We start from the raw sequence: 20,485 nt of genomic DNA, 5'->3' as shown, positions 1-20,485 counted from the left end.
AGCCTGGAGCATAGATGGGATGAAGCGGCCCGGTGGGGAGCCCCAAGTGCGCGAGGATCTGCGAGGTGGGCCAGGCGGGAGCCTGGGGAGGTGACCCAGGGGGCATTCGGCTCGCCCCCGAGCGGGACGACCCGGGCCCCGGCCCGCCGGCCGAGAGCGACACGCCCCAGGACTGAGTCCGGCGCGCACCGGCCAGGCCTTGCCGGAGCGAAGGGGAACGATGAAGCGGTCGGCCAGGGTTCGCGTGTCGGTCTCGGACGCGAGCCGGCCGTAGAACTCCCGGTCGGCGTCGACCGGCGCGCCCGGTTGCCGCGCGTAAATCACCCGTGGTTTTGCCATCGCAGCACCTCGTTGGTGTCGGGCCTCACTCGGGGCAAGCCCGGTGTTATACTGCCATATCCCATGGAGCGACGCGCGTGTCTCGAGGGCCAGCGCGACCGGGGAGGTTGTGGCGCGTGAGCCCGCGGGCATTCCTCCCCAGCCTGGCACTCGTCCTCCTGGTAGGGTGCGCTGGCCCGGCTCTCCTGAGCCCGGCTGACTTCCCGTTGCACGCGACCGACGATCCGTTCTTCAACCTCCACTGGCGCGTGGAGCGGGAAAACGGTGTGGTCCGGGCGGTGGGGGTGGTCGAGGCGGCGCGCGTGGACGGGATCGCCGAGGTCACGCTCGAGCTCGTGGGGTTCGACGCGAGCGGCCGGCTCGTGAGTCGAGGCCTCGGTCGGACCATTGGCGGGCGCCTCCTCCGGTGGCAGGCCCGGCCCTTCACGGTCCGGCTGAGGCCGCTCGGCCGGGAGGCGCGCTTCGATCTCAGGGTCTGGAGCTTCGCCTGGGAAGGCGGCCGGGATCGCGGGGCACGGAGCGGGCGCTAGGAAACCCGGAGGGGGGCTACGCCCCCCTTCCGGACCTCCCCCCAAGGAACTGCGCGGGCGAAGCCCGCGCTCGGAGTGGAACATCATGGCCTCGGCGGTGTGGCTCAGGCGAGCCGCGCGGCTTACCGGGACGGCCCGCTAGGCTGACGCCTGGAGAGCGGGCGGGCGATGGCGCACGAGTTCGGGTATCTGTTCACCCCGATCCGGGTGGGCTCGCTCACGCTGAAAAACCGGATCTTTTCCACCGGCCATGCCGAGGCCATGGCCGAGGGCGGCAAGCCGACGGCCCAGCTCCGGCGCTACCACGAAGCCAAGGCGCGGGGCGGCTGCGCGCTTACGATCTTCGGCGGATCCACGAGCGTCCACCCCTCCTCGCCGGCCGCCGCGTGGCGGTTGATCGCCAACCACGACGACTCGGTCATCCCCTCCTACCGGGAGTTGGCCGTGGCGATCCACCGGCACGACTGCCTGATCTTCACCCAGCTCACCCATCTGGGGCGGCGGGCCCAGTCCGACAGCGAGGGCTGGCACGTTCTGCTGGCGCCGTCCCAGATTCCCGAAGCGATCCACCGCGAGGTCCCGCACGAGCTGGAGCCCGAGCAGATCGCCGAGCTAGTCCGCGCCTTCGGGGACGCGGCGCGTCGGTGTCGCGAGGGAGGCCTGGACGGGATCGAGATCTCCATGGCCCACAACCACCTGATCGACCAGTTCTGGTCCCCGCTCTTCAACCACCGGACCGACGCGTACGGGGGGAGCCTGGAGAACCGGATGCGCTTCGGGTTCGACGTCCTGGCGGAGATCCGACGTCAGGTGGGGCGGGACTTCGTGGTGGGCGCGCGGATCTCCGGGGACGAGTTCACGGCCGGCGGCCTGACGGCGCACGAGATGGCGGAGATCGCGCGGCGTCTGGCCGCGTCGGGCGTCGTGGACTTCCTCTCGGTCATCGGCGGCGGCGCCCATACCTACCAGCTCCAGGCCGCCGCGATCCCGAACATGAGCTTCCCGGTCGCGGTCTACGTCCCGCTCGCAGCGGCGATCAAGCGGGCCGTGCCCGGGATGCCGATCTTCCACGCGACCCGCATCGTGGACCCGGTCCACGCCGACCAGCTCCTCGCCGCGGGGCACATCGACCTGGTCGGCATGACGCGCGCGCTGATCGCGGACCCGGAGATGCCGCGCAAGGCGCGGGAAGGGCGCTTCGACGACATCCGCCAGTGCGTGGGGGCAAACGAGGGGTGCATCGACCGGATCTACCAGGGGAAGCCGGTCACCTGCGTCCAGAATCCAGCGGTGAGCCGGGAGGACGAGCTGGGCGAGGTCCCGCCCGCGCCGAGCCGGAAGAAAGTTCTCGTGGTGGGCGCTGGCGTCGCCGGCCTCGAGGCGGCGCGGGTGGCGGCCCTCCGCGGTCACCGGGTCATGCTCTTCGAGAAGGAAATGGAGGTGGGCGGGCAGGTGCTCCTCGCCGCGCGCACCCCGGCCCGTGCCGAGTACGCAGGGATCGTCCGGTTTCTGCGGGTCCAGATCGCCAGGCTCGGCGTGGAGGTCCGTCTCGGCGTCGAGGCGACCCCTGAGCTGGTTCTGGCGGAGGGCCCGGAGGCGGTGGTCATCGCGACCGGCTCTCACCCCTACGTGCCTCCGGTTGCCGGGGTTGACGGCAAGCATGTCGTGACGGATCGGGATGTGCTTCTCGGGCGGGCGACGGTGGGAGAGCGCGTCGTGCTCGTGGACGATATCCACACGCAGCAGGCCCTCTCCACCGCCGAGCTCCTGCTCTCCCAGGGGAAGCGCGTCGAGGTGATCTCGCGGCTCTTCTACCCTGGGCAGGACATCGGCATGACCTCCATCGTGCCGCTCTACGCCCGCCTCTTCGCGCGGGGTGTCATCCTCATCCCCCACACCGAGCTGCGCGCGATCGAAGGCTCGACCGTGCTCGTGGCCAATGTCTACTCCGGCCAGGAGCGCAGGATCGAGGGCGTGGACACGATCGTGCTCGCGATGGGGAGCCGCTCCACGGACCACCTCTATCGCGCGCTGAAGGGGAAGGTCCGGCGGCTCTACGCTGTGGGCGACTGCGTGGCGCCGCGTGGGGTCCACCACGCCATCCTCGAGGGGACCCGCGCCGCGCGCGCGATCTAGCCGCGTGGGGTCTTGCGTCCGGAGCCGGCTATGGGTCAGCGCATCGGGGTGGACGTCGGCGGGACCTTCACCGACCTGGTCGTCTGTGGCGAGGGTGGGGAAGCGCTGCGCTCTCTCAAGGTTCTCACTACGCCCGACGCTCCGGCCCGGGCTGTGCTCGAGGGGATCCGGAGCCTCGGCGTAGGCTCGGCCCCACTCACCCACGGCACCACCATCGTCACCAACGCGATCGTCGAAGGCCGGGGGGCCGTCACCGCGCTGGTCACGACCCGCCACTTTCGCGATGTCCTCGAGATCGCGCGCCAGAACCGCGCCGACCTCTACCGCCTGGACCTCCCTCCCAAGCCGCCGCCGCTGATCCCGCGCCACCTGCGCTTCGAGGTGACTGAGCGGCTCGCCGCCGACGGGCGCGTGCGCGTCCCTCTGGCCGAGGCCGAGCTTCCCGCCCTCGTCGAGACGCTGCGCGCCCAGGGAGTGGAGGCGGTGGCGATCTGCCTCCTGCACAGCTACGCCGCGCCTGAGCACGAAGCGCGGCTCGCGGCGGCCCTGAGGCGGAGTTTCCCCTACGTCTCGGCCTCCCACGAGATCAACGCCGAGTTCCGGGAGTACGAGCGCTCGGCGACGACGGCGCTGAACGCCATGGTGATGCCGCTGGCGGAGCGGTACCTGGCTGATCTCGAGGCTTCCCTCGCCCGCGCGGGTGCCGGCGGGACGCTCCGACTTCTCCAGTCGAACGGCGGGATGATGTCGGCCCTGGCGGCGCGGCGCCGGCCGCTGGCGATGGCCGTCTCTGGCCCGGCGGGAGGTGTGGCGGCCTCGTCGCACCTGTCCCGCGCGCTCGGCATCCGGCACGCCATCGCCTTTGACATGGGGGGGACCACCACCGATGTCTGCCTCATCGCCGACGGCGCCGCCCAGACCATCTCCCAGCGCCGCCTCGGCGGCCACCCGATCCGGCTCCCTTCGCTCGCTGTGGAGTCGATCGGCGCAGGCGGGGGCTCGATCATCTGGATCGACCAGGCCGGCGCGCTCAGGGTCGGACCCCGGAGCGCCGGGGCTCATCCCGGTCCGGCCTGCTATGCGCGAGGCGGCGAGGCGCCGACGGTTACGGACGCCCATCTGGTCGCGGGAACGCTCAGGCCCGACGCGCTGCTGGGCGCATCCCTCCGCATCGAGCGCGAGCGTGCCGAAACGGCCCTGGCCCCGGTCGCGGCGCGCCTCGGGCTCCCGCTGGTCGAGGCCGCCGCTGGCGCGCTGGAGGTCACCAACGCGGCGATGCTCCGGGCGATCAGGCTGATCTCGGTCCAGCGCGGGTTCGACCTCCGCGACTTCACCCTGATCGCGTATGGCGGCGCCGGGCCGCTCCATGCCGGCCGGCTGGCGCGCGAGCTCGGCATGCCGCGCGTGGTGGTCCCGGCCCACGCCGGTGTGTTCTCGGCGCTGGGCTGCGTGGTGACGGACCTGGTCTACGACCTGGTCCAGACCTACCGGGCATCCCTCGAGGCCGTCACCGCAGATGAGCTGAACCGGCGCTTTCTCCCGCTGGAGGCGGCGGTGGTGGAGCCGCTCGTCGCCGAGGGGTACGGGGCCGACGCGATCACCCTCGCCCGGAGCGCAGACGTCCGCTACCGCGGTCAGAACTACGAGCTGGAGGTGCCGTGGCGCGGGGCGCTCGACGCCTTTCGCCAGGACTTCGAGGCGCTGCACCGGCGGCTCTACGCCTACGCCACAGGCGAGACACTCGAGTGCGTGAATCTCCGCGTCAGGGCGCGCGTTCCGACGGACGAGGTCCGGCTGCCCGAGTGGACGCGGGGCGGCTCGGGCCAGCCCTTCGACGAGCGGCGGGCGTATTTTCAGGAGACGGGGGAGACGACGCTTCCGATCTACCGCCGGGATGACCTGGTGCCTGAGCAGCCGCTGAAGGGACCGGCCCTGATCGAGGATTCCTGGGCCACGGCTTTGATCTATCCCGGGCAACGGGGCCAGCTCGACCGCTTCGGCAATCTCCACCTGGAGGCGAGCCCGTGACGAAGGCGCCGGTCAACCCGATCACGCTCGAGGTGGTGCGGAACGCGGTCTTCGCGATCGCCGAGGAGATGAGCGCCATCGTCATGCGCTCGGCGCGCTCGCCGCTCCTCAAGGAAGCCGGCGACCTGTCGAGCGCGCTCACCGACGCCCGGGGCCGCCTGATCGCCCAGGGCAAGGACATCCCGATCCACCTCGGCGTCATGGCGTTCACGGTGAAGGAGTTCCTCAAGCGCGTGGCGCGCCGCCAGCTCAGGGACGGGGATCAGTATTTCCTGAACGTCCCGGAGGTCGGCGGCAACCACCTCCCGGACGTCAAGGCGATCCGCCCCGTCTTCGCGGGCGGTCGCCTGGTCGCGTTCGCCATCACCCTGGCCCACTGGGCTGACATCGGCGGCGCTGTGGCCGGCAGCTATGTCCCCTGGGCGACAGAGGCGTACCAGGAGGGGCTGCGCATTCCGCCGATCCGCGTCTTCACCGGCAAAGGCCCCGAGCCCTCGGCGATGGAGTTCATCCTGGGCAACCTTCGCGGCCGGGAGGAGCGGGAGGGGGATTTGCTGGCACAATACGCGGCGAATGAGGTGGCAGCGCGCCGGCTCGGGGAGCTGTTCGAGCGCTACGGCGTCGGCACCGTGCTGGCGTGCTTCGAGCGCTTCCGGGTCGAGTCCGAATCCCAGATGCGCGCCGCGATCCGCTCGATCCCCCCGGGGGTGTACGCGGGGGAGGACTGGGTGGACGACGACGGGATCGAGGACCGTCCGATCCCGGTGCGGGTGCGGGTGACGATCCAGGGCGACCGGGCGGCCTTCGACTTCGCCGGCACCGGGCCCCAGGCCAGGGGGCCGGTGAACACGACGCCGTTCGTCGCCTGCTCGGCGGTTTACTACAGCCTCAAGGCGCTGGTCGGCCCCGAGATCCCGACCAACGACGGCTGCTATCGTCCGATCCGGGTCAGCGTGCCGCCCGGGACCGTGCTCAACCCTTCGCCCGAAGCCCCGGTCGTCGGGGGGAACCACGAGACTTCGCAGCGGGTCGTGGACGCGATCTTCAAGGCCCTGGCTCCGGCGATTCCGGATCGGATCACCGCCGGAGGACCGACCACCGCGGGGCTCCTCCTCTTCGGCGGACGGCGGGATGGACGGTGGTATATCCTCTACGAGGTCCACGGCGGCGGCGAAGGGGCGGCGGCCCACCGGGACGGCGCCCACGCCGTGCGCGTCCACATGTCCAACGTGATGAACACGCCGGCGGAGGTCATCGAGGCGGAGTACCCGATCGAGCTGCTCCGCCACGAGCTGCGGGCGGGGAGCGGCGGCGGCGGCGCTCACTCGGGCGGGCTCGGCCAGGTGCGCGCCTACCGGCTCCTCGGCGACGCGACCCTGACCACGATGCTCGAGCGACGGGTCGTCCCGCCCTGGGGCGTCTTCGGCGGCGCCGACGGCCTGCCCTACCGGATCACGCTGGAGCGAGACGGAGAGCTGCGCGAAGTGAAGGGGAAGGAGACGCTTCCGCTCCGGCCCGGCGACGTGGTAACGATCGAGACCTCGGGCGGCGGCGGCTATGGCTCCCCGAGCGCGCGTCGGACCGAGCTGATCGAGCGCGACCGGCGAGAAGGCTATCGGTGAGGCTCCATCACGCCATGAGTACCACCGTGGCTCCTTCTCTTCCCCGCTGAGTGGTCTTCACGCGGCTGCTCAGCCGTCCTTGACGGTTCCACTCGTCGTGATCGGCCTCCCATAGGTGCTCTTCTGTGCCGTGATAGCATCGGCGGAAACTCTTCACTCACAGGAGTCGTGTATGGGAGCGCTACGGACCAAGACACTCGGACGGCCCAGGAACTCCCGGGGCACAAGGAGTGGGCATGACCATGATCTATGCCCACGTGTTGAGCGGGGGCGGGTGTGGCGTGTACAGCCCGGCGGATCGCCTGTGACGGCGGTTTGGTAGCCTGATATACTGCGGGCTGATATCCGGATGGACTGCGAGCTTCGCAGTGTTCAGCGGAGACCAGAGGCTCGACAAAGGTTTGCAACGGCCGGATATTGTTGCTGATTTCGTTTCCGGACGCGGAGAGGTTACCGAGATCGGCTGCAGGCATAGCCTGCAAGAGACTCAATAGTTAGCGGTCATCAACCCGCAGGGGGACACACAATGACGAAGGGGAATTACACGGCTGTGGTGAAAAAGTCCGGCGATTGGTGGATCGGTTGGATTGAAGAGGTACCCGGCGTTAATTGCCAAGAGCACACCCGCGATGAGCTGCTGGAGAGCTTGCGCATAACGCTCAAGGAAGCCTTGGATTTCAACCGCCGCGAGGCGCTCGAAGCTGCCGGAGAAGGCTACGAAGAAGAATCGATCGCCTTATGAAGCGCGGCGACCTGCTGCGCCATTTACGCGCATGGCTGCGAACTGTTGCGCGAGGGCGCGCCATTCATGGTGGTACAACGCGAATCAGAACAAGCGCTCCGCCATCCCGAGGCACACTGAGATCGACGATCACCTCGCGACCAAGATATGCAAGGACCTTGGCGTTCCGCGCGTCAAGTGACCGCTAACCACCGGTTGGGACGCAACCCAAAAGACGGTCTGACTGACGCGCGGGCACGGGCGGTTTGACTTTCAGCGTTTCGAGGTTTGCATCGCCAGCAACTGGCCGACGCTCGAATCGTTTCAGCAAGCCCGATTCTCTTTCGGCCGAAATGGGGAAGACTTTTTCCTTTGATGAGGCGACTTCGATCGAATGTCCAGGTCGGGCCGCTTATGACGCGCGGCATTCCGCCTAACCGGCGACCGGGGCTGGCGGCTGTGTGCCTTCGCGAATGGCGACGGGGCTGTCGATGAGGCTTCAAGATCAGGTAGCGCTCGTCACGGGCGCGGCCAAGGGGATGGGACGCGCCATCTCGCTCAGGCTCGCGGGCGAAGGCGCCCACCTGACGCTGGCGGCCCGCGAGGTCCCGCCCCTCGAGACGCTGGGCCGCGAGGTCGAGGCGCTCGGCCGCCGTGCCCTCGTCGTCCCGACCGACGTGCGCGAGGAGGCCTCGGTCCGGGCGATGGTCGAGCGGGCGCTGGAGACCTTCGGTCAGATCGACATCCTGGTGAACACCGCCGGGATCACCGGCCCGATCGAGACGCCGGTCCAGGAGGTCAAGGTGGAGGAGTGGGACGAGGTCCTGGCGGTGAACCTGCGCGGCACCTTCCTCTGCGTCAAGCACGTCCTGCCCACCATGCTCGCCCGGCGGAGCGGAAAGATCGTCAACATCGCCGGGACCTCGGGTCTGCGTGGCTACAAGCTCCGAGCTGCCTACTCCTCCTCGAAGTGGGCCGTGCGCGGCTTCACCCGCACCGTCGCCCTGGAGGCAGGGCCGTACAACGTGAACGTCAACTGCGTGGCGCCGGGGATCGTGGGCGGCGACCGGATGGACAAGCTCTGCCGGGAGAAGGCGCGAAAGCGCGGGTGGACCCCGGAGCAGGTCTACGCGGAGTACGTCAACGAGATGGCGCTCCGCCGGGTCACGATCGCCGAGGACGTGGCCGGCGCCGTGCTCTTCGTCTGCTCGGACGAGGCGCGGCAGATCACCGGGCAGACGATCACCGTGGACGGCGGCTGGGACGTGTAGATCCTCGGAGGGGGCCTCGACGGCCCCCTCCGAGCCACCCCCGGGAGGGTTGCGCCGGCCGGGTACGCGCGCCGAAGGCGCGGGTGGGCGCTCGAACGCGCTGTAACCCGACACGCTTCTAGGGCTGACGCGACCGAGCGCGCGTCAGCCCGGCCGACGGACGCCGGCCGGGCTGACAGGGAAAGAGACGCGATGGTTCCGTTCGAGTACGAGGCGCCGGGCACGATTGACGAGGCGATCGCGCTGCTGGCGAAACACCGCGACGAGGCAAAAGTGCTGGCGGGCGGCCAGAGCCTGGTCCCGCTCCTGAACTACTGGCTCGCCCGTCCCCGGGCTGTGCTCGACATCAACCGCCTGCCGCTCGACGGCGTCCGGGTCGAGGACGGCAGGCTCCGCCTCGGCGCCCTGACTCGCCACGCGACGCTCGAGGACTCGGACGCGATCGCCCAGGCCTGCCCGGTGCTCGCTGAGGCCGCGGCGCTGATCGGCAATGTCCGCGTCCGCGCGCTCGGGACGCTCGGCGGAAGCCTCGCGCACGCCGACCCTGCGGCCGAGCTGCCGATGGCGATCGTCGCTCTCGATGCCCGCCTGACGCTTCAGGGGCGCGATGGCCGGCGCACCGTGCCCGCGGGCGAGTTCTTCCGTGGCTACCTCACGACAGCCCTGGAACCTGTCGAGCTGCTCACCGAGGTGGACGTGCCGGTGACGCGCGGGATGGGCCACGCCGTCGAGGAGTTCGCGCGGCGGCTCGGGGACTTCGCGCTGGTCGCGGTGACCGTCCTGATGGGTCTCGACCGTGCCGGCCGTGTCGACGAGGCACGCGTTGCCTTCGCGGGTGTGGCGCCGACGCCGATCCGCGCGCCGGGAGCCGAGGACATGCTCCGCGGCCACGAGCCGACGGCCGAGCGCCTGAGCCGGGCCGCGACTGTCGCCCGCGACAGTCTGGCCCCGGAGTCCGATGCGTTCGTCTCTGCCGCGTACCGGAAACACCTGGCAGGCGTTCTCGCGCGGCGGGCGCTGGCGCGCGCGATGACACGCGCGGTGGAGAGTGCATGCGCGTCAGCCTGACGATCAACGGGCGTTCCCGCGAGCTCGAGGTCGTGCCTAACCAGACGCTGCTCCAGGTGCTGCGGGATGAGCTCGGCAGCTTCGATGCCAAGGAGGGGTGCGGGGAGGGGGTCTGCGGCGCGTGCACGGTGCTGCTCGACGGCCGACCGGTGTCGAGCTGCCTCGTCCTGGCGCCGGCGGCGCGTGGCCGATTCGTCACGACGGTGCGGGGCCTCGCGGGCGACGGGCTCCACCCGCTCCAGGAGGCGTTCGTGCGTCACGGGGCCGTCCAGTGCGGCTTCTGCACCCCGGGCATGCTCCTGACCGCCTACGCCTTCGTCGAGCGCCACCCGCGGGCCGACCGCGAGGCGATCCGGCGCGCTCTGGCCGGCAATCTCTGCCGCTGCACCGGTTACGCGAAGATCCTGGACGCGGTCGAAGCCTACGCGCGCGCGAGGAGCGGGCGTGACTGACGTAGCGCTCGCCCAGGAGCTGCGCCTGATCGGCCGGCCGGTGGCGCGCCACGACGCGCGCGACAAGGTCGCCGCGGCGACGGCGTATGCGGCCGATTGGGCCATGCCGGGGATGCTCCACGGTGCGGTGCTCCGCTCGCCTTACCCGTCGGCGCGAATTCGGCGCCTCGAGACGTCGCGCGCGGCGCGGCTGCCGGGGGTCGTCGCCGTACTGACGGCCAAGGACGTCCCGCGCAACACGCTCTGGACCGACGTGCCGGGCCAGACGACGACGGTCGGCCCGCTCCGCGCGCGAGTCCATGTCCTCGTCGAGGGCCGGGTGCGCTACCAGGGAGAACCTGTGGCGCTCGTCGCCGCCGAGAGCGAGGAGCTGGCGCGCGCCGCGCTGGAGGCGGTCGAGGTCGAGTACGAGCCGTTACCCGGCGTCTTCGATCCGGCCGCGGCGCTCGAGCCCCAGGCCCCACGGGTCCACGAGGAGGGCAACCTCCTCGCTCACTGGCGGGTGCTGACCGGTGACGTCACGGCCGCGCTCGCGCGCGCCGATATCGTCGTCGAGGGCGAGTACCGCACCCAGTTCGTTGACGCGGCTTACCTGGAGCCCGAGTCCGGGGTCGCCTGGATCGATTCCGACGGCGTGATCACGATCCGCGTCTCCACCCAGGTCATCGAGCACTTCCGCGATGTCGCCGAGGTGCTCCAGGTGCCGCAGAACCGTGTCCGCGTGATCGGTACGTACCTGGGCGGCGGCTTCGGCGGCAAGGAGGATGTCACGGTCGAGGTGTACCTCGGGCTGCTCGCGTGGCGGACCGGCCGGCCGGTGAAGATGGTGTGGACACGCCAGGAATCGTTGCTCGCGCGCGCCAAGCGCCACCCCTTCAGGATGCGCTACCGCACCGGCGCCACGCGCAGCGGCGAGCTTGTCGCCCAGCAGATCGAGCTGCTCGCCGACGCGGGCGCCTACGCCTACCTCTCGGCGCTCGTCCTCCTCTACGCGACCGTGACGGCCGCCGGCCCCTACCGCGTGCCGGCGGTGGAGGTGGAGGCCCGCGTCGCGTACACCAACAACCCGCCGACGAGCGCGATGCGCGGCTTCGGCGCGATGCAGGTGGTCTTCGGCTACGAATCCCAGATGGACCGGGTGGCCCGCGCCGTCGGGCTCGACCCGGTCCGCGTGCGACAGCTCAACTCGCTGCGCCGGGGTGACACCCTGCCGGTGGGTCAGGTGATCGAGACGCACGTGGCGCTCCCCGAGCTGGCGGCGCGCGCCTGGGCCGCGCTCGGTGAGGCCTCGCGACCGCGCGCGCCGCACGTGAGCGTGGGCCGGGGGCTCGCGTGCAACTTCCAGCCCTACGGCCGGATCGTCTGGCTCCACGACTGGTCCAGCGCGTGGGTGGGCTTCGAGATGGACGGGAGCGTGGTCGTGCGCACAGGCGTCCCCGACGTCGGCGGGGGCCAGGCCTCTTCGCTCTGCCAGATCGCCGCCGAGGTCCTGGGTGTGGACCTCGAGCGGGTCTCGATCCACATCGCCGACAGCGCGCTCACGCCGCTGGCCGGGACCACGACCGCCACGCGGCAGCTCTACATGTCGGGCAACGCGGTCCTGAAGGCGGCCGAGACCCTGAGGCAGCAGATCCTCGGCGTCGCGGCCTCGATGCTCGGCGACGACGCGGCGGCCCTCGAGATGGCGGACGGCGCCGTGCACGCGCCGGATGGCCGGGCCCTCGCGCTCCCCGAGGTCCTGGCCCGGTGCGCGCGGGTCGGCGTCCCGCGGAGCCACCTCGACGTCTTCCACGCTCCGGCCGGCGAGCCTGTGGATCTCGAGCGCGGCTCCGGCAAGGTCTTCCCCGACTACACCTTCGGCGCCCACGCCGTCGAGGTCGAGGTGGACACTGAGACGGGCGCCGTGCGGGTGCTCAAGCACGTCGCGGCCCACGATGTCGGGCGCGCCATCAACCCCCAGAGCGTGGAGGGGCAGATCCAGGGCGGCGCCGTCATGGGGCTCGGCTACGGCCTGATGGAGGAGGTCGTCCTCGAGGAGGGCGTGAACCTGACCACGTCCTTCGCCGCCTACCTGATCCCGACGGCGCTCGACGTGCCGGACGTCGAGCCGCTGGTCGTGGAGTCCGGGGAGGGGCTCGGCCCCTTCGGCGCGCGCGGGATCGGTGAGCCCCCGATCGGGCCGCCGGCAGCCGCGCTCGCCAATGCCATCGAGGACGCCACGGGCGTCCGCGTCACGATGCTTCCGCTCACGCCCGAGCGTGTCGCGCGCGCCCTCGGTCTCGTCTCGCCTCCCCCTCTCCCCGGTGGGGGAGCGGGAAGGGGTCAGGGGCCAACACCGACCACAACCTGAAGGAGGCAATGCCATGGTTCAACAGCGCCGATTCACTCTCACGCTGGCCCTCGCCCTGCTCCTGGGTGCGCTCGGCAGCCCTGCATCGGCGGCCGACCCGCTCGTGGTGAGCACCTGGGGTGGGAACTGGAAGGACACCGTCGAGCGAGTCATCGCCAAGCCCTTCACCCAGAAGACCGGGATTCCGGTGGAGTTCGAGGTCGGCGGGACGATCGATCGCCTCTCCAAAGCGCGGGTGGCGAAGGCCCAGCCGCTGGTGGACATCACGTTCACCACGACGCACGTCGGACGCCTCTACATCTCGGACGGTCTCTTCCAGAAGCTGGACCTGGCCAAGATCCCCAACGCCAGGGAGATCTTCAGGGAGGCCATCCGGAGCGATTTCCACCTCGGCGTCTGGGCGTACGTCTACACCATCGCGTACCGGACCGATCAGGTGAAGGCGGAGATCACGAAATGGGCGGATCTCTGGGACCCGAAGTTCGCCCGAAAGATCGGCCTCCCCGACTTCGACCCCTCCCACATCATCACCGTGAGCGCCCTCCTGGGCGGCGGGAACGAGAAGGATTGGCAGAAAGGGCAGGAGCGGCTCAGGCGGCTCAAGCCGAACATCGCCGCGTTCTTCTCCACCGACGCCCAGAGCCAGGACCTCATGAAGACCGGCGAAGCCCCGATTCAGGTCATGCTTTCGGTCAACGCCTTCCATCTCGTTGAGCAGGGACTGCCGGTCAAGCTCGTGAGCCCGAAGGATGTGGGCGGGATCGTGGGAATCGATACCGTGGGAATCATGGCCGGGACCAAGAAGGTCGAGGCGGCGTACCAGTTCCTCAACCTGGCTCTCTCCCGGGAGGTCCAGGAGCAGCTTGTCCAGGGGTTCAAGGCGGGGCCGGTCCATGCCAAGGCCCGGGTTCCTGAGAAGCTCCGTGGCCAGCCCGGCGTCTTCACCACTCCTCAGGAGTGGAAGGAGAAGGCCTACATCCTCGATGATGAGACGCGAGCCAAGAATCTCCCGGCCTGGAAGGAGTGGTTCAACGCCAGCATCGTTGCGAAGTAGCCGCGCGAATGGCCCGGGATGCCGCTGAACTCTCAAGCCCGCCGCCGGCTCGGTTGACGGAGGGCGGGGGCGCCCCCGTCCCCGCCCTCTGCCTGGCCCCGGCGCTGGTCGTCATGGCCGCCTTTGCCCTGGGGCTGGCGGCGCTGCTTCAGTACAGCCTGCTCGAGTTCATCCCCGGCTCCCTCCGGACCGGCGGCCTCACCAGCCGGAACTTCCAGCAGGTCGTGGCGCCGCAGTACCTGCGCGCGATCTGGGAAACGATCCTCCTGAGCGTGGCCACGACGCTCCTGACGCTGGTCGCCTCCTACCCGGTCGCCTACGCGCTCGCCCGGACCCGATCGACAGCGCTGCGGTCGTGCCTGTTGATCCTGACCCTCGCTCCCTTCTTTACCGGCGCCATTGTCCGGACGTACGCGTGGATCCTGGTTCTGGGAAACTCTGGGTTCATCAACAGCTTCCTCCTCCGGGCGGGGCTCCTGGAGAACCCCTACCAGATGCTCTTCACGTCCAAAGGCGTCCTGGTCGGGCTCGTCCACTTCTCGATGCCGGTCATGATCCTGATCCTCGCCGCAGGTATCAGTCACATCGATCCCACCTACGAGCGGGCAGCCGCGAGCCTGGGGGCGAACCCCGTGCTGACGTTCCTCCGGGTGACGCTCCCGCTCTCCCTCCCCGGAGTCGTCTCCGGCTCGCTGGTCGTCTTCGCCTGGACCTTCAGCGCCTTCCCCACGCCCGAGCTTCTGGGCGGCGGGCGGGTCAAGATGATCGCGAACGTGGTCAAAGACCTGGCGCTGGACAGCTTCAACTGGCCGGGGAGCGCCGCCTTCGCCGTGGTGGCGCTCGGGGTGACCTTCGTTCTGGTCGCGGCGGTCGCCCGCTCGGTTGAGCGGCTCCGGCCGGGGGGGCATCCGTGAGCGCGACACGGGGAGGCGTCGCGTGGGCCCTCGGCCGGTGGACCGCTCGGCTCGCTGTCGGGGCGCTGGTCGCCTTCATGACCTTTCCCACCGTCGTGGTGATCGTGGCCTCGTTCAACGACACAGCGATCCTCTCGTTCCCGCCCCAGGCCTATTCCCTCCGGTGGTACGCGAACGCCCTCACCTATCCGCAGTTCCAGCGGGCGGCCGTCAACAGCCTCTTCGTGACCGTCGCGACCATGGTCCTCGCCCTCCCCCTCGGCGTTGCCTCTGTGCTGGCTCTCGAGCGCTCCAGGCTCCGCGGGCGCGCCCTGTGGGCTGCCCTCCTGCTCTCGCCCCTCATCATCCCCGGGGTCGTGTCCGGCCTCGGTCTCCTGATCCTGGGCGCCGCCCTCGGCCTGCTCCGGAGCCGGTGGCTGCTCGTCTTCGCCCACATGGTCATCGTCCTCCCCTTCGTGATCCGGAGCCTCTGGGTGAGCGTGACGAACCTGGACCCGAATCTGGAGCGCGCCGCCGCCAGCCTCGGGGCGGGCCCGTGGCGGGTCTTCTGGTGGGTGACCTTGCCGCTGCTCCGGCCGGGGCTGTTCGCGGCCCTCCTCTTCGCCGTGATCATCTCCCTCAACGAGTTCGTGGTGTCGCTCTTCATCTCGACCCGGGTGACCGAGATCCTCCCCGTGGCCATGTTCACCTACGTCGTGAACTACACCGATCCGACGATCGCGGCCCTCTCCACGCTCTTCATCCTCGGCACCTTCCTCAGCGTCTTCCTGGCCGACCGCCTCCTGGACATGAGCTCGATCTTCCAGATCGGTCGCGGCGGCCGTTGGGAGCGGGTGTGATGGCCCGGCCGGCCGTCGAGCTGAAGGCGCTGGTCAAGGCCTTCGGGCCGGTCGTGGCCGTGGACGGCATCGATCTCGCGGTCTACGAAGGCGAATTTCTCTCCTTGCTCGGGCCATCCGGTTGCGGCAAGACGACCACCCTCAACCTCATCGCCGGCTTCATCGAACCGACGCGGGGGCGGGTCCTCATCGACGGGCTGGATGTGACCGGCAGGCCCGCCTACCGGCGCGACCTCGGGGTCGTCTTTCAGAACTACGCCCTGTTCCCCCACATGACGGTCTTCGAGAACATCGCCTTCGGCCTCCGGATGCGAGGGGCGAGCCGGAGCGAGGTGGACCGCCGGGTCTCCGAGGCCCTGGCCCTCGTCAGGCTCGAGCGGCGCGAGGGAGCCTGGCCGTCCCAGCTCTCGGGCGGGATGCAGCAGCGGGTCGCGCTGGCCCGGGCCCTGGTGGTCAAGCCCCGGGTTCTCCTCCTGGACGAGCCGCTCGCGGCCCTGGATAAGAAGCTCAGGGAGGAGATGCGGGCGGAGCTGCGCGAGATCCAGCGCGCGGTGGGGATCACCACGGTCTTCGTCACCCATGATCAGCAGGAGGCGCTCAGCCTCTCCGACCGGGTCGCCGTGATGGAGCTGGGACGGATAGAGCAGACAGGCACTCCCCGGGAGATCTACGAGCGCCCCGCCACCCGCTTCGTCGCGGACTTCATCGGAGTTTCCAATGTCTTTCCGGTCCGAGTCATCGCGAGCCGGGCGGCGGAGGCGGAGGTCGAGTGGGAGGGGGTCGGGCGGTTGCACGTGCGGACGAGATCAGGCCGGGGGCTCCCGCCGGGGAGCCATGCCGAGCTCCTGATCAGACCCGAGCGCATCACGGTCCTCCCGCCGGCCGACACGGGACCCAACGCGGTTCCGGGGCGCATCGTCCGTGTCACCTACCTGGGAAGCCAGACCGAAGCTCGGGTGGAGGTGGGCGGCGGTCGCCTGATTCTCGTCACGCTCGACGAGCACGACTGTCCGGTGCCCCTCGCCGAAGGCGCCGAGGTGCGAGTCTGCCTGCCGCCCGAGGCCTTTCTGGTGCTCTGACGGAGCGGGAGTTAGCGTGGGCGAAGCCGCGCGAGTTGTCGTCGTCGGAGGCGGGATCTGGGGGTGCTCGATCGCCTACCACCTTGCCCGGGCCGGAGTGTCGGACGTCGTGGTCCTCGAGCGCCACGAGCTGGCCTCGGGAAATACCTCGCAGGCCGCCGGGCTCGTGGGCCAGCTCCGCTCCTCGGAGCTGATGGCGCGCTCCATCATGACGGTCGTCGGCAGGCTCACGCGCTGGGAGGCCGAGCACAGGGAGGACTCCGGGTTCCGCCAGGTCGGCAGCCTGAAGCTGGCGCTGACCGACGCGCGGGTCCGCGAGCTGAAGGCGCAAGTGGCGCAGGCCCGCCGCTGGGGACTCGATGTCGAGCTGATTTCGCCCAAGGAGGCGCAGACCCGCGTTCCGTTCCTCGAGACCACGGGCGTGAAGGCGTGCGCGTGGATCCCGACGGACGGCTATGCCGAGCCCTACACGCTGGCCATGGCCCTGGCCCGCGCCGCCCGGCGTCTCGGCGTCCGGCTCAGGACCCAGGCGCCGGTGACCGCGATCACGGTCAGGGGCGGCCGCGTCACTGGGGTTGAGACTCCCGACGGACCGATCGCGTCGGAGACGGTGGTCGTTGCGGCAGGGCCGTGGGTCGAGCTGATCGGCGCGGCCCTCGGGCTCCGCTTCGACACGATACCGATCCGCCACCAGCTCTGGGTGACCGCGCCGATGGCCGAGGTGCCCCGCGGCATGCCGGTGGTCCGGGTCCCGGACGCGTCGGTCTACATGCGCCCGGAGGTGGGCGGGCTCCTCATCGGCGGCTTCGAGGGGCGGCCGAAGAGCTTTCCGATGGCGGCCCTTCCGCCGACCTTCATGATCGAGGAGACCGAGAAGGACCTCGGCGTCCTGGAGGAGCTGGGAGCCGCGCTCACGCGCGCGGTTCCGACGCTCCAGGCGGCCCCGATCATCCGGGGGTGCGCCGGGCTCCCCACGTTCACCCCGGATGGCGACTACCTGATCGGGGCGGTCCCGCGGGTGCGCGGGCTCTACATCGCGGCGGGGTGCAACGCCATCGGGATCGCGGGCTCGCTCCTGATCGGACAGTGGCTGAGCGAGCTGATCCTGGAGGGCAGGACCAGCGTGGACACCTCGACGCAGGCCCTCACGCGCTTCGGCGCGCGCTACCGGAGCCGGCGGCGGCTTCAGGCCGACTGCGAATCCATCTACGCCAACTTCTACAGCCTGGACAAAGGCGCCTTCTGAGGGGAGCGCGGCCTAGCACACGGTATCGGATCGTGGACGTGAGCCTGCCCGTCCTTAACCAGCCCCGTCTGACCGAAAGATTGGCAACCGGCGGCTAGTGACGGAGTGGGGGTTCGTCCTGCGTGATGCCAAATTAGGTCGCCGCAGGGCGGTATATGAATACAGGGGTTGTAAACCCATTCGAGCGGAAGAAATGACCCTTCGTAGGTTTTTTGGGGAAGATCAGTTAAGCCACCCCGCCCGCCGGACCCGGCTCCGTTCAGCGCCGCCAGCCAAGTCGGCGACCGCTCGGGTCACACCCGGAGCAGAAGTTTCGACTCCAACGCTACGCGGCGTTTCGGACCGAGGCAATCAGGGAAACCAGGAATCCAAGGAAGGGAATCCCCTCAGGGGAAGGCTCCCCGCTCGTCGAAGCAGGGAAAGTACGCGAAGGCCACTCGTGGGAGAGCATGAGCCCCGGCAACCCAAATGACCTCCCGCCTCCTCCAGGACCTCGCCCAGGACCAGCTAAACTCCGATTGTTCTCTCTACCATCGCCGGTCTGATCTATCACTATGGCGACGGGCCGCAGGGGCACGACGGTGCGGGAGATCCCAGGACTCAGGTAGAAGCGCGGCGCTCCGGCAACTCGCGCCGCCAGCGAGGATGGGATAGGTGAACGGGGGAGGGGCTCTTGGGACCATATCGAGCCCCTCCCCCCGAGACTCTCGGCCGATTCTTCTTACGGCACTACGTCAAAGGGTTCCGAAGAGGAGGTCGGCTCAGGGGCGGTAACGAAGAGGCCCAGCGGCCCCTCGCACACCTCGTCTGCGTCCAGGATCCGAATTTCCACCTGCGGCAGCGAGGAAGAGGAGAACCCTGTTAACTGTGTCACCGCGAGGACGTCGAAGGCCACCGTTCCCAGATTTGCGCCCTTGAGGCTCCCGTTCAGCGGCTGATAGTTCACGCTGATGTCGCTGTCATAGACCACCGCGCACACTCGCTGCCCTTCCAGCATTTTGAGGCCTCGTGCCCGCAGCGGCGTGACGTCCGGGACCTTGTCCAACAAGGCCTCGCGATCACCGTTGGCGTCGGGTGTGCCCAAGCCAGGGCCGACGTTGTGGGGGAACGGCTGGCTCGGGTTGCCCACATAATTGCGAAGCCCATCGCCAGTGGGACCCGCGGCTGCCCAGGAGCCGGGGATGGTCTTCAGGGCAAACCACCCCTCGTCCCCGACCTGGCCGGTGTGGAGGGTAATGACTCTCCCGACATTGGCCTTGAAGAAGGGGAGTTGGGTCCTCAGCCCGATCTCGGCAATGTGATCGTTCACATCCACGTCCGAGAAGAAGTTGGGTGGGTTGCCGTTATCGATGGAATCCTCGTCGATGACGAGGAAGGCCGCGCGCGCTGGAGGCGCCTCCTCGGCCCGGATGACCAGCTTGGCCTCCGCGCCGCCGCCGACGGCCCCGCCCTCCAGGTTGACCTGCGGGAAGAAGAAGACCTCGGCGACGTTGCGGGCGATGCGCGGGAAGTCGACGCCCGAGGCGCCGATCAAGGTCGAGGTCAGGTCGAGCCGGAAGAGGATCGACTCCTGAAGGTCGAGCGACCGCCCGATAGCCGCGGGCATGTTGAGGATCGTCACGACCACGACGTTGTTGGAGGCGGCCACATCGAGCTGGGCCGACGGGATCTCGGCAAGGACCTGCCCGGTGGCACTGAGGTGAAGAGCCTGGACAGAGCTCACGTCGGGCGAGGTCAGCCGGAACTCCGCGGGCAGCGTGTCAAACATCCGCGCCGAGTTGACCTGGAACCCCGTGTCGTTTCTGGCCGTCACGACGGCAATGACCCGCGGTGGATCCGTCGCGACGACCGTCCCGATTCCGTCCAGCACTGCGCGCACCAGCGGGAGACCCGTAGGGGGGTCTGCCGGCAGCGGGGCACCCTCCGGCGCGGTGAAGACCTTCTCGACGATGACGTGGCTCAGCGCAGGCGTGGGAAGTGCGAGCAGGGCGAGGGGCAGAATAGCCAGAAGGAGAAAGGTAAACTTTCGAGCGTCAGGTACCGCTCTCATCGCGTTCCTCCGCTTACCGCTTTTTCAGCTCCTGTTCCGAGTTATTGCGCCGATGGCTTCTTCTCCAGGTCCTCCCCGTCTTTCAAACCTCCGCGGCTCTCACCTCCCCTCCGGGTCTTTCGGAGTGCGCAAACACGTTATGTGATCAATCGCCAGATTCATTAGGCTACCGGTACGCGAGATTGGCGCAATCGGGCGAGTCACGTATTCCGGGTGGGGAAGATCTCTTAAAACGCGGTAGAGAAAACCCCGGCCTGGATGGCGTGGAGCACTTCTGAGGCTAGACGGAACAGGCCAGGGCCTCGAGGAATCTAGCCGCCTCTCGCAGCGCGTTTGGAGCGGCTACCGCGGCGACGATCAGCGCGAGAGGCACCAGGGGCATCACGAACACGGCGGCGTCCAGGACGGTGAGCCCGATGAGCAGGGCGAAGCGCCAGCTTGCAATGCGGTTCCACATACGGCTCCCCCCATTTGCCGTGACATGGTATCGTGACCAACAATAATGACGGACCCCGTATTCTTCCGCGATCTTGCCTACGTATTGGTGGCGACCGTGCTGGGTGGCGTCCTGGCCCGGCTGGCGCGCCAGCCGCTGATTCTCGGCTACGTCCTAGGCGGAATCCTCGTCAGCCCGCTGACCCCCGGCCCCTCGGTCTCAGACATTCACACGTTCGAGCTCTTCGCAGAAATCGGGGTCATCTTACTCATGTTCTCGATTGGTATCGAGTTTTCACTCCGCGACCTGCTCCGCGTGAGGTGGGTCGCTATCCTGGGGGGCCCCCTGGG

The 20,485-nt window shown here is 69.3% G+C and carries 17 protein-coding genes; 15 read left to right on the top strand and 2 right to left on the bottom strand.

All coding sequences use genetic code 11. The annotated features are described in order from the left end of the window. Positions 1–455 precede the first annotated feature (455 nt). From HY726_05020 to HY726_04955, 14 genes are all read left to right on the top strand, one after another. Positions 456–869, top strand: a complete 414-nt coding sequence (locus HY726_05020; GenBank protein MBI4608352.1) for a hypothetical protein — start codon at positions 456–458, stop codon at positions 867–869. A gap of 168 nt (positions 870–1,037) precedes the next feature. Continuing rightward, the gene (locus HY726_05015) at positions 1,038–3,005 is read left to right on the top strand and encodes an FAD-dependent oxidoreductase (GenBank protein ID MBI4608351.1); all 1,968 of its coding nucleotides are present in this window, start codon (positions 1,038–1,040) and stop codon (positions 3,003–3,005) included. Between the two features lie 30 nt (positions 3,006–3,035). Beyond that, positions 3,036–5,033, top strand: coding sequence for a hydantoinase/oxoprolinase family protein (locus HY726_05010; GenBank protein ID MBI4608350.1), 1,998 nt, complete (start codon positions 3,036–3,038; stop codon positions 5,031–5,033). After that, positions 5,030–6,655, top strand: a complete 1,626-nt coding sequence (locus tag HY726_05005; protein ID MBI4608349.1) for a hydantoinase B/oxoprolinase family protein — start codon at positions 5,030–5,032, stop codon at positions 6,653–6,655. Before HY726_05010 ends, HY726_05005 begins: the two co-directional genes overlap by 4 nt. A gap of 526 nt (positions 6,656–7,181) precedes the next feature. Next, on the top strand, positions 7,182–7,397 hold the full coding sequence (locus tag HY726_05000; protein MBI4608348.1) for a type II toxin-antitoxin system HicB family antitoxin: 216 nt from the start codon (positions 7,182–7,184) through the stop codon (positions 7,395–7,397). A 470-nt stretch (positions 7,398–7,867) separates the two neighbouring features. Beyond that, positions 7,868–8,647: an SDR family oxidoreductase gene (locus tag HY726_04995; GenBank protein MBI4608347.1), complete on the top strand. Its 780-nt coding sequence runs from the start codon at positions 7,868–7,870 to the stop codon at positions 8,645–8,647. 192 nt (positions 8,648–8,839) lie between these two features. Further along, positions 8,840–9,715: a xanthine dehydrogenase family protein subunit M gene (locus HY726_04990; GenBank protein ID MBI4608346.1), complete on the top strand. Its 876-nt coding sequence runs from the start codon at positions 8,840–8,842 to the stop codon at positions 9,713–9,715. Beyond that, positions 9,700–10,167, top strand: a complete 468-nt coding sequence (locus HY726_04985) for a (2Fe-2S)-binding protein (protein ID MBI4608345.1) — start codon at positions 9,700–9,702, stop codon at positions 10,165–10,167. The genes HY726_04990 and HY726_04985 overlap by 16 nt, the downstream gene beginning before the upstream one ends. Next, entirely contained in the window at positions 10,160–12,517 is a 2,358-nt protein-coding gene (locus HY726_04980; protein ID MBI4608344.1) for a xanthine dehydrogenase family protein molybdopterin-binding subunit, read from the top strand. Before HY726_04985 ends, HY726_04980 begins: the two co-directional genes overlap by 8 nt. Positions 12,518–12,530: 13 nt before the next feature. Further along, a complete protein-coding gene (locus tag HY726_04975) occupies positions 12,531–13,571 on the top strand; it encodes an ABC transporter substrate-binding protein (protein MBI4608343.1) in 1,041 nt (346 codons plus the stop codon). 8 nt (positions 13,572–13,579) lie between these two features. Further along, positions 13,580–14,485: an ABC transporter permease gene (locus tag HY726_04970; protein ID MBI4608342.1), complete on the top strand. Its 906-nt coding sequence runs from the start codon at positions 13,580–13,582 to the stop codon at positions 14,483–14,485. Continuing rightward, positions 14,482–15,324, top strand: coding sequence for an ABC transporter permease (locus tag HY726_04965; protein ID MBI4608341.1), 843 nt, complete (start codon positions 14,482–14,484; stop codon positions 15,322–15,324). Before HY726_04970 ends, HY726_04965 begins: the two co-directional genes overlap by 4 nt. Then, positions 15,324–16,403 (top strand): ABC transporter ATP-binding protein, encoded by a 1,080-nt coding sequence (locus tag HY726_04960; protein ID MBI4608340.1) that lies wholly within the window; start codon positions 15,324–15,326, stop codon positions 16,401–16,403. The genes HY726_04965 and HY726_04960 overlap by 1 nt, the downstream gene beginning before the upstream one ends. A gap of 16 nt (positions 16,404–16,419) precedes the next feature. After that, a complete protein-coding gene (locus tag HY726_04955) occupies positions 16,420–17,649 on the top strand; it encodes an FAD-binding oxidoreductase (protein ID MBI4608339.1) in 1,230 nt (409 codons plus the stop codon). Between the two features lie 721 nt (positions 17,650–18,370). Here HY726_04955 and HY726_04950 read toward each other — a convergent pair. Both HY726_04950 and HY726_04945 read right to left on the bottom strand, forming a co-directional pair. Beyond that, the gene (locus HY726_04950; protein ID MBI4608338.1) at positions 18,371–19,066 is read right to left on the bottom strand and encodes a hypothetical protein; all 696 of its coding nucleotides are present in this window, start codon (positions 19,064–19,066) and stop codon (positions 18,371–18,373) included. A 913-nt stretch (positions 19,067–19,979) separates the two neighbouring features. Next, positions 19,980–20,156, bottom strand: a complete 177-nt coding sequence (locus tag HY726_04945) for a hypothetical protein (GenBank protein ID MBI4608337.1) — start codon at positions 20,154–20,156, stop codon at positions 19,980–19,982. 45 nt (positions 20,157–20,201) lie between these two features. On the opposite strand from HY726_04945, the gene HY726_04940 reads away from it, so the two are divergent. After that, positions 20,202–20,485 (top strand): cation:proton antiporter (locus tag HY726_04940; GenBank protein ID MBI4608336.1); only part of this gene is annotated, 284 nt, incomplete at its 3' end.

Source organism: Candidatus Rokuibacteriota bacterium, assembly GCA_016209385.1.
In the GTDB taxonomy this organism is placed as follows: domain Bacteria; phylum Methylomirabilota; class Methylomirabilia; order Rokubacteriales; family CSP1-6; genus JACQWB01.
Note: the sequence above shows the minus strand (reverse complement) of the source record. Positions and strands in the feature narration are given on the sequence as shown.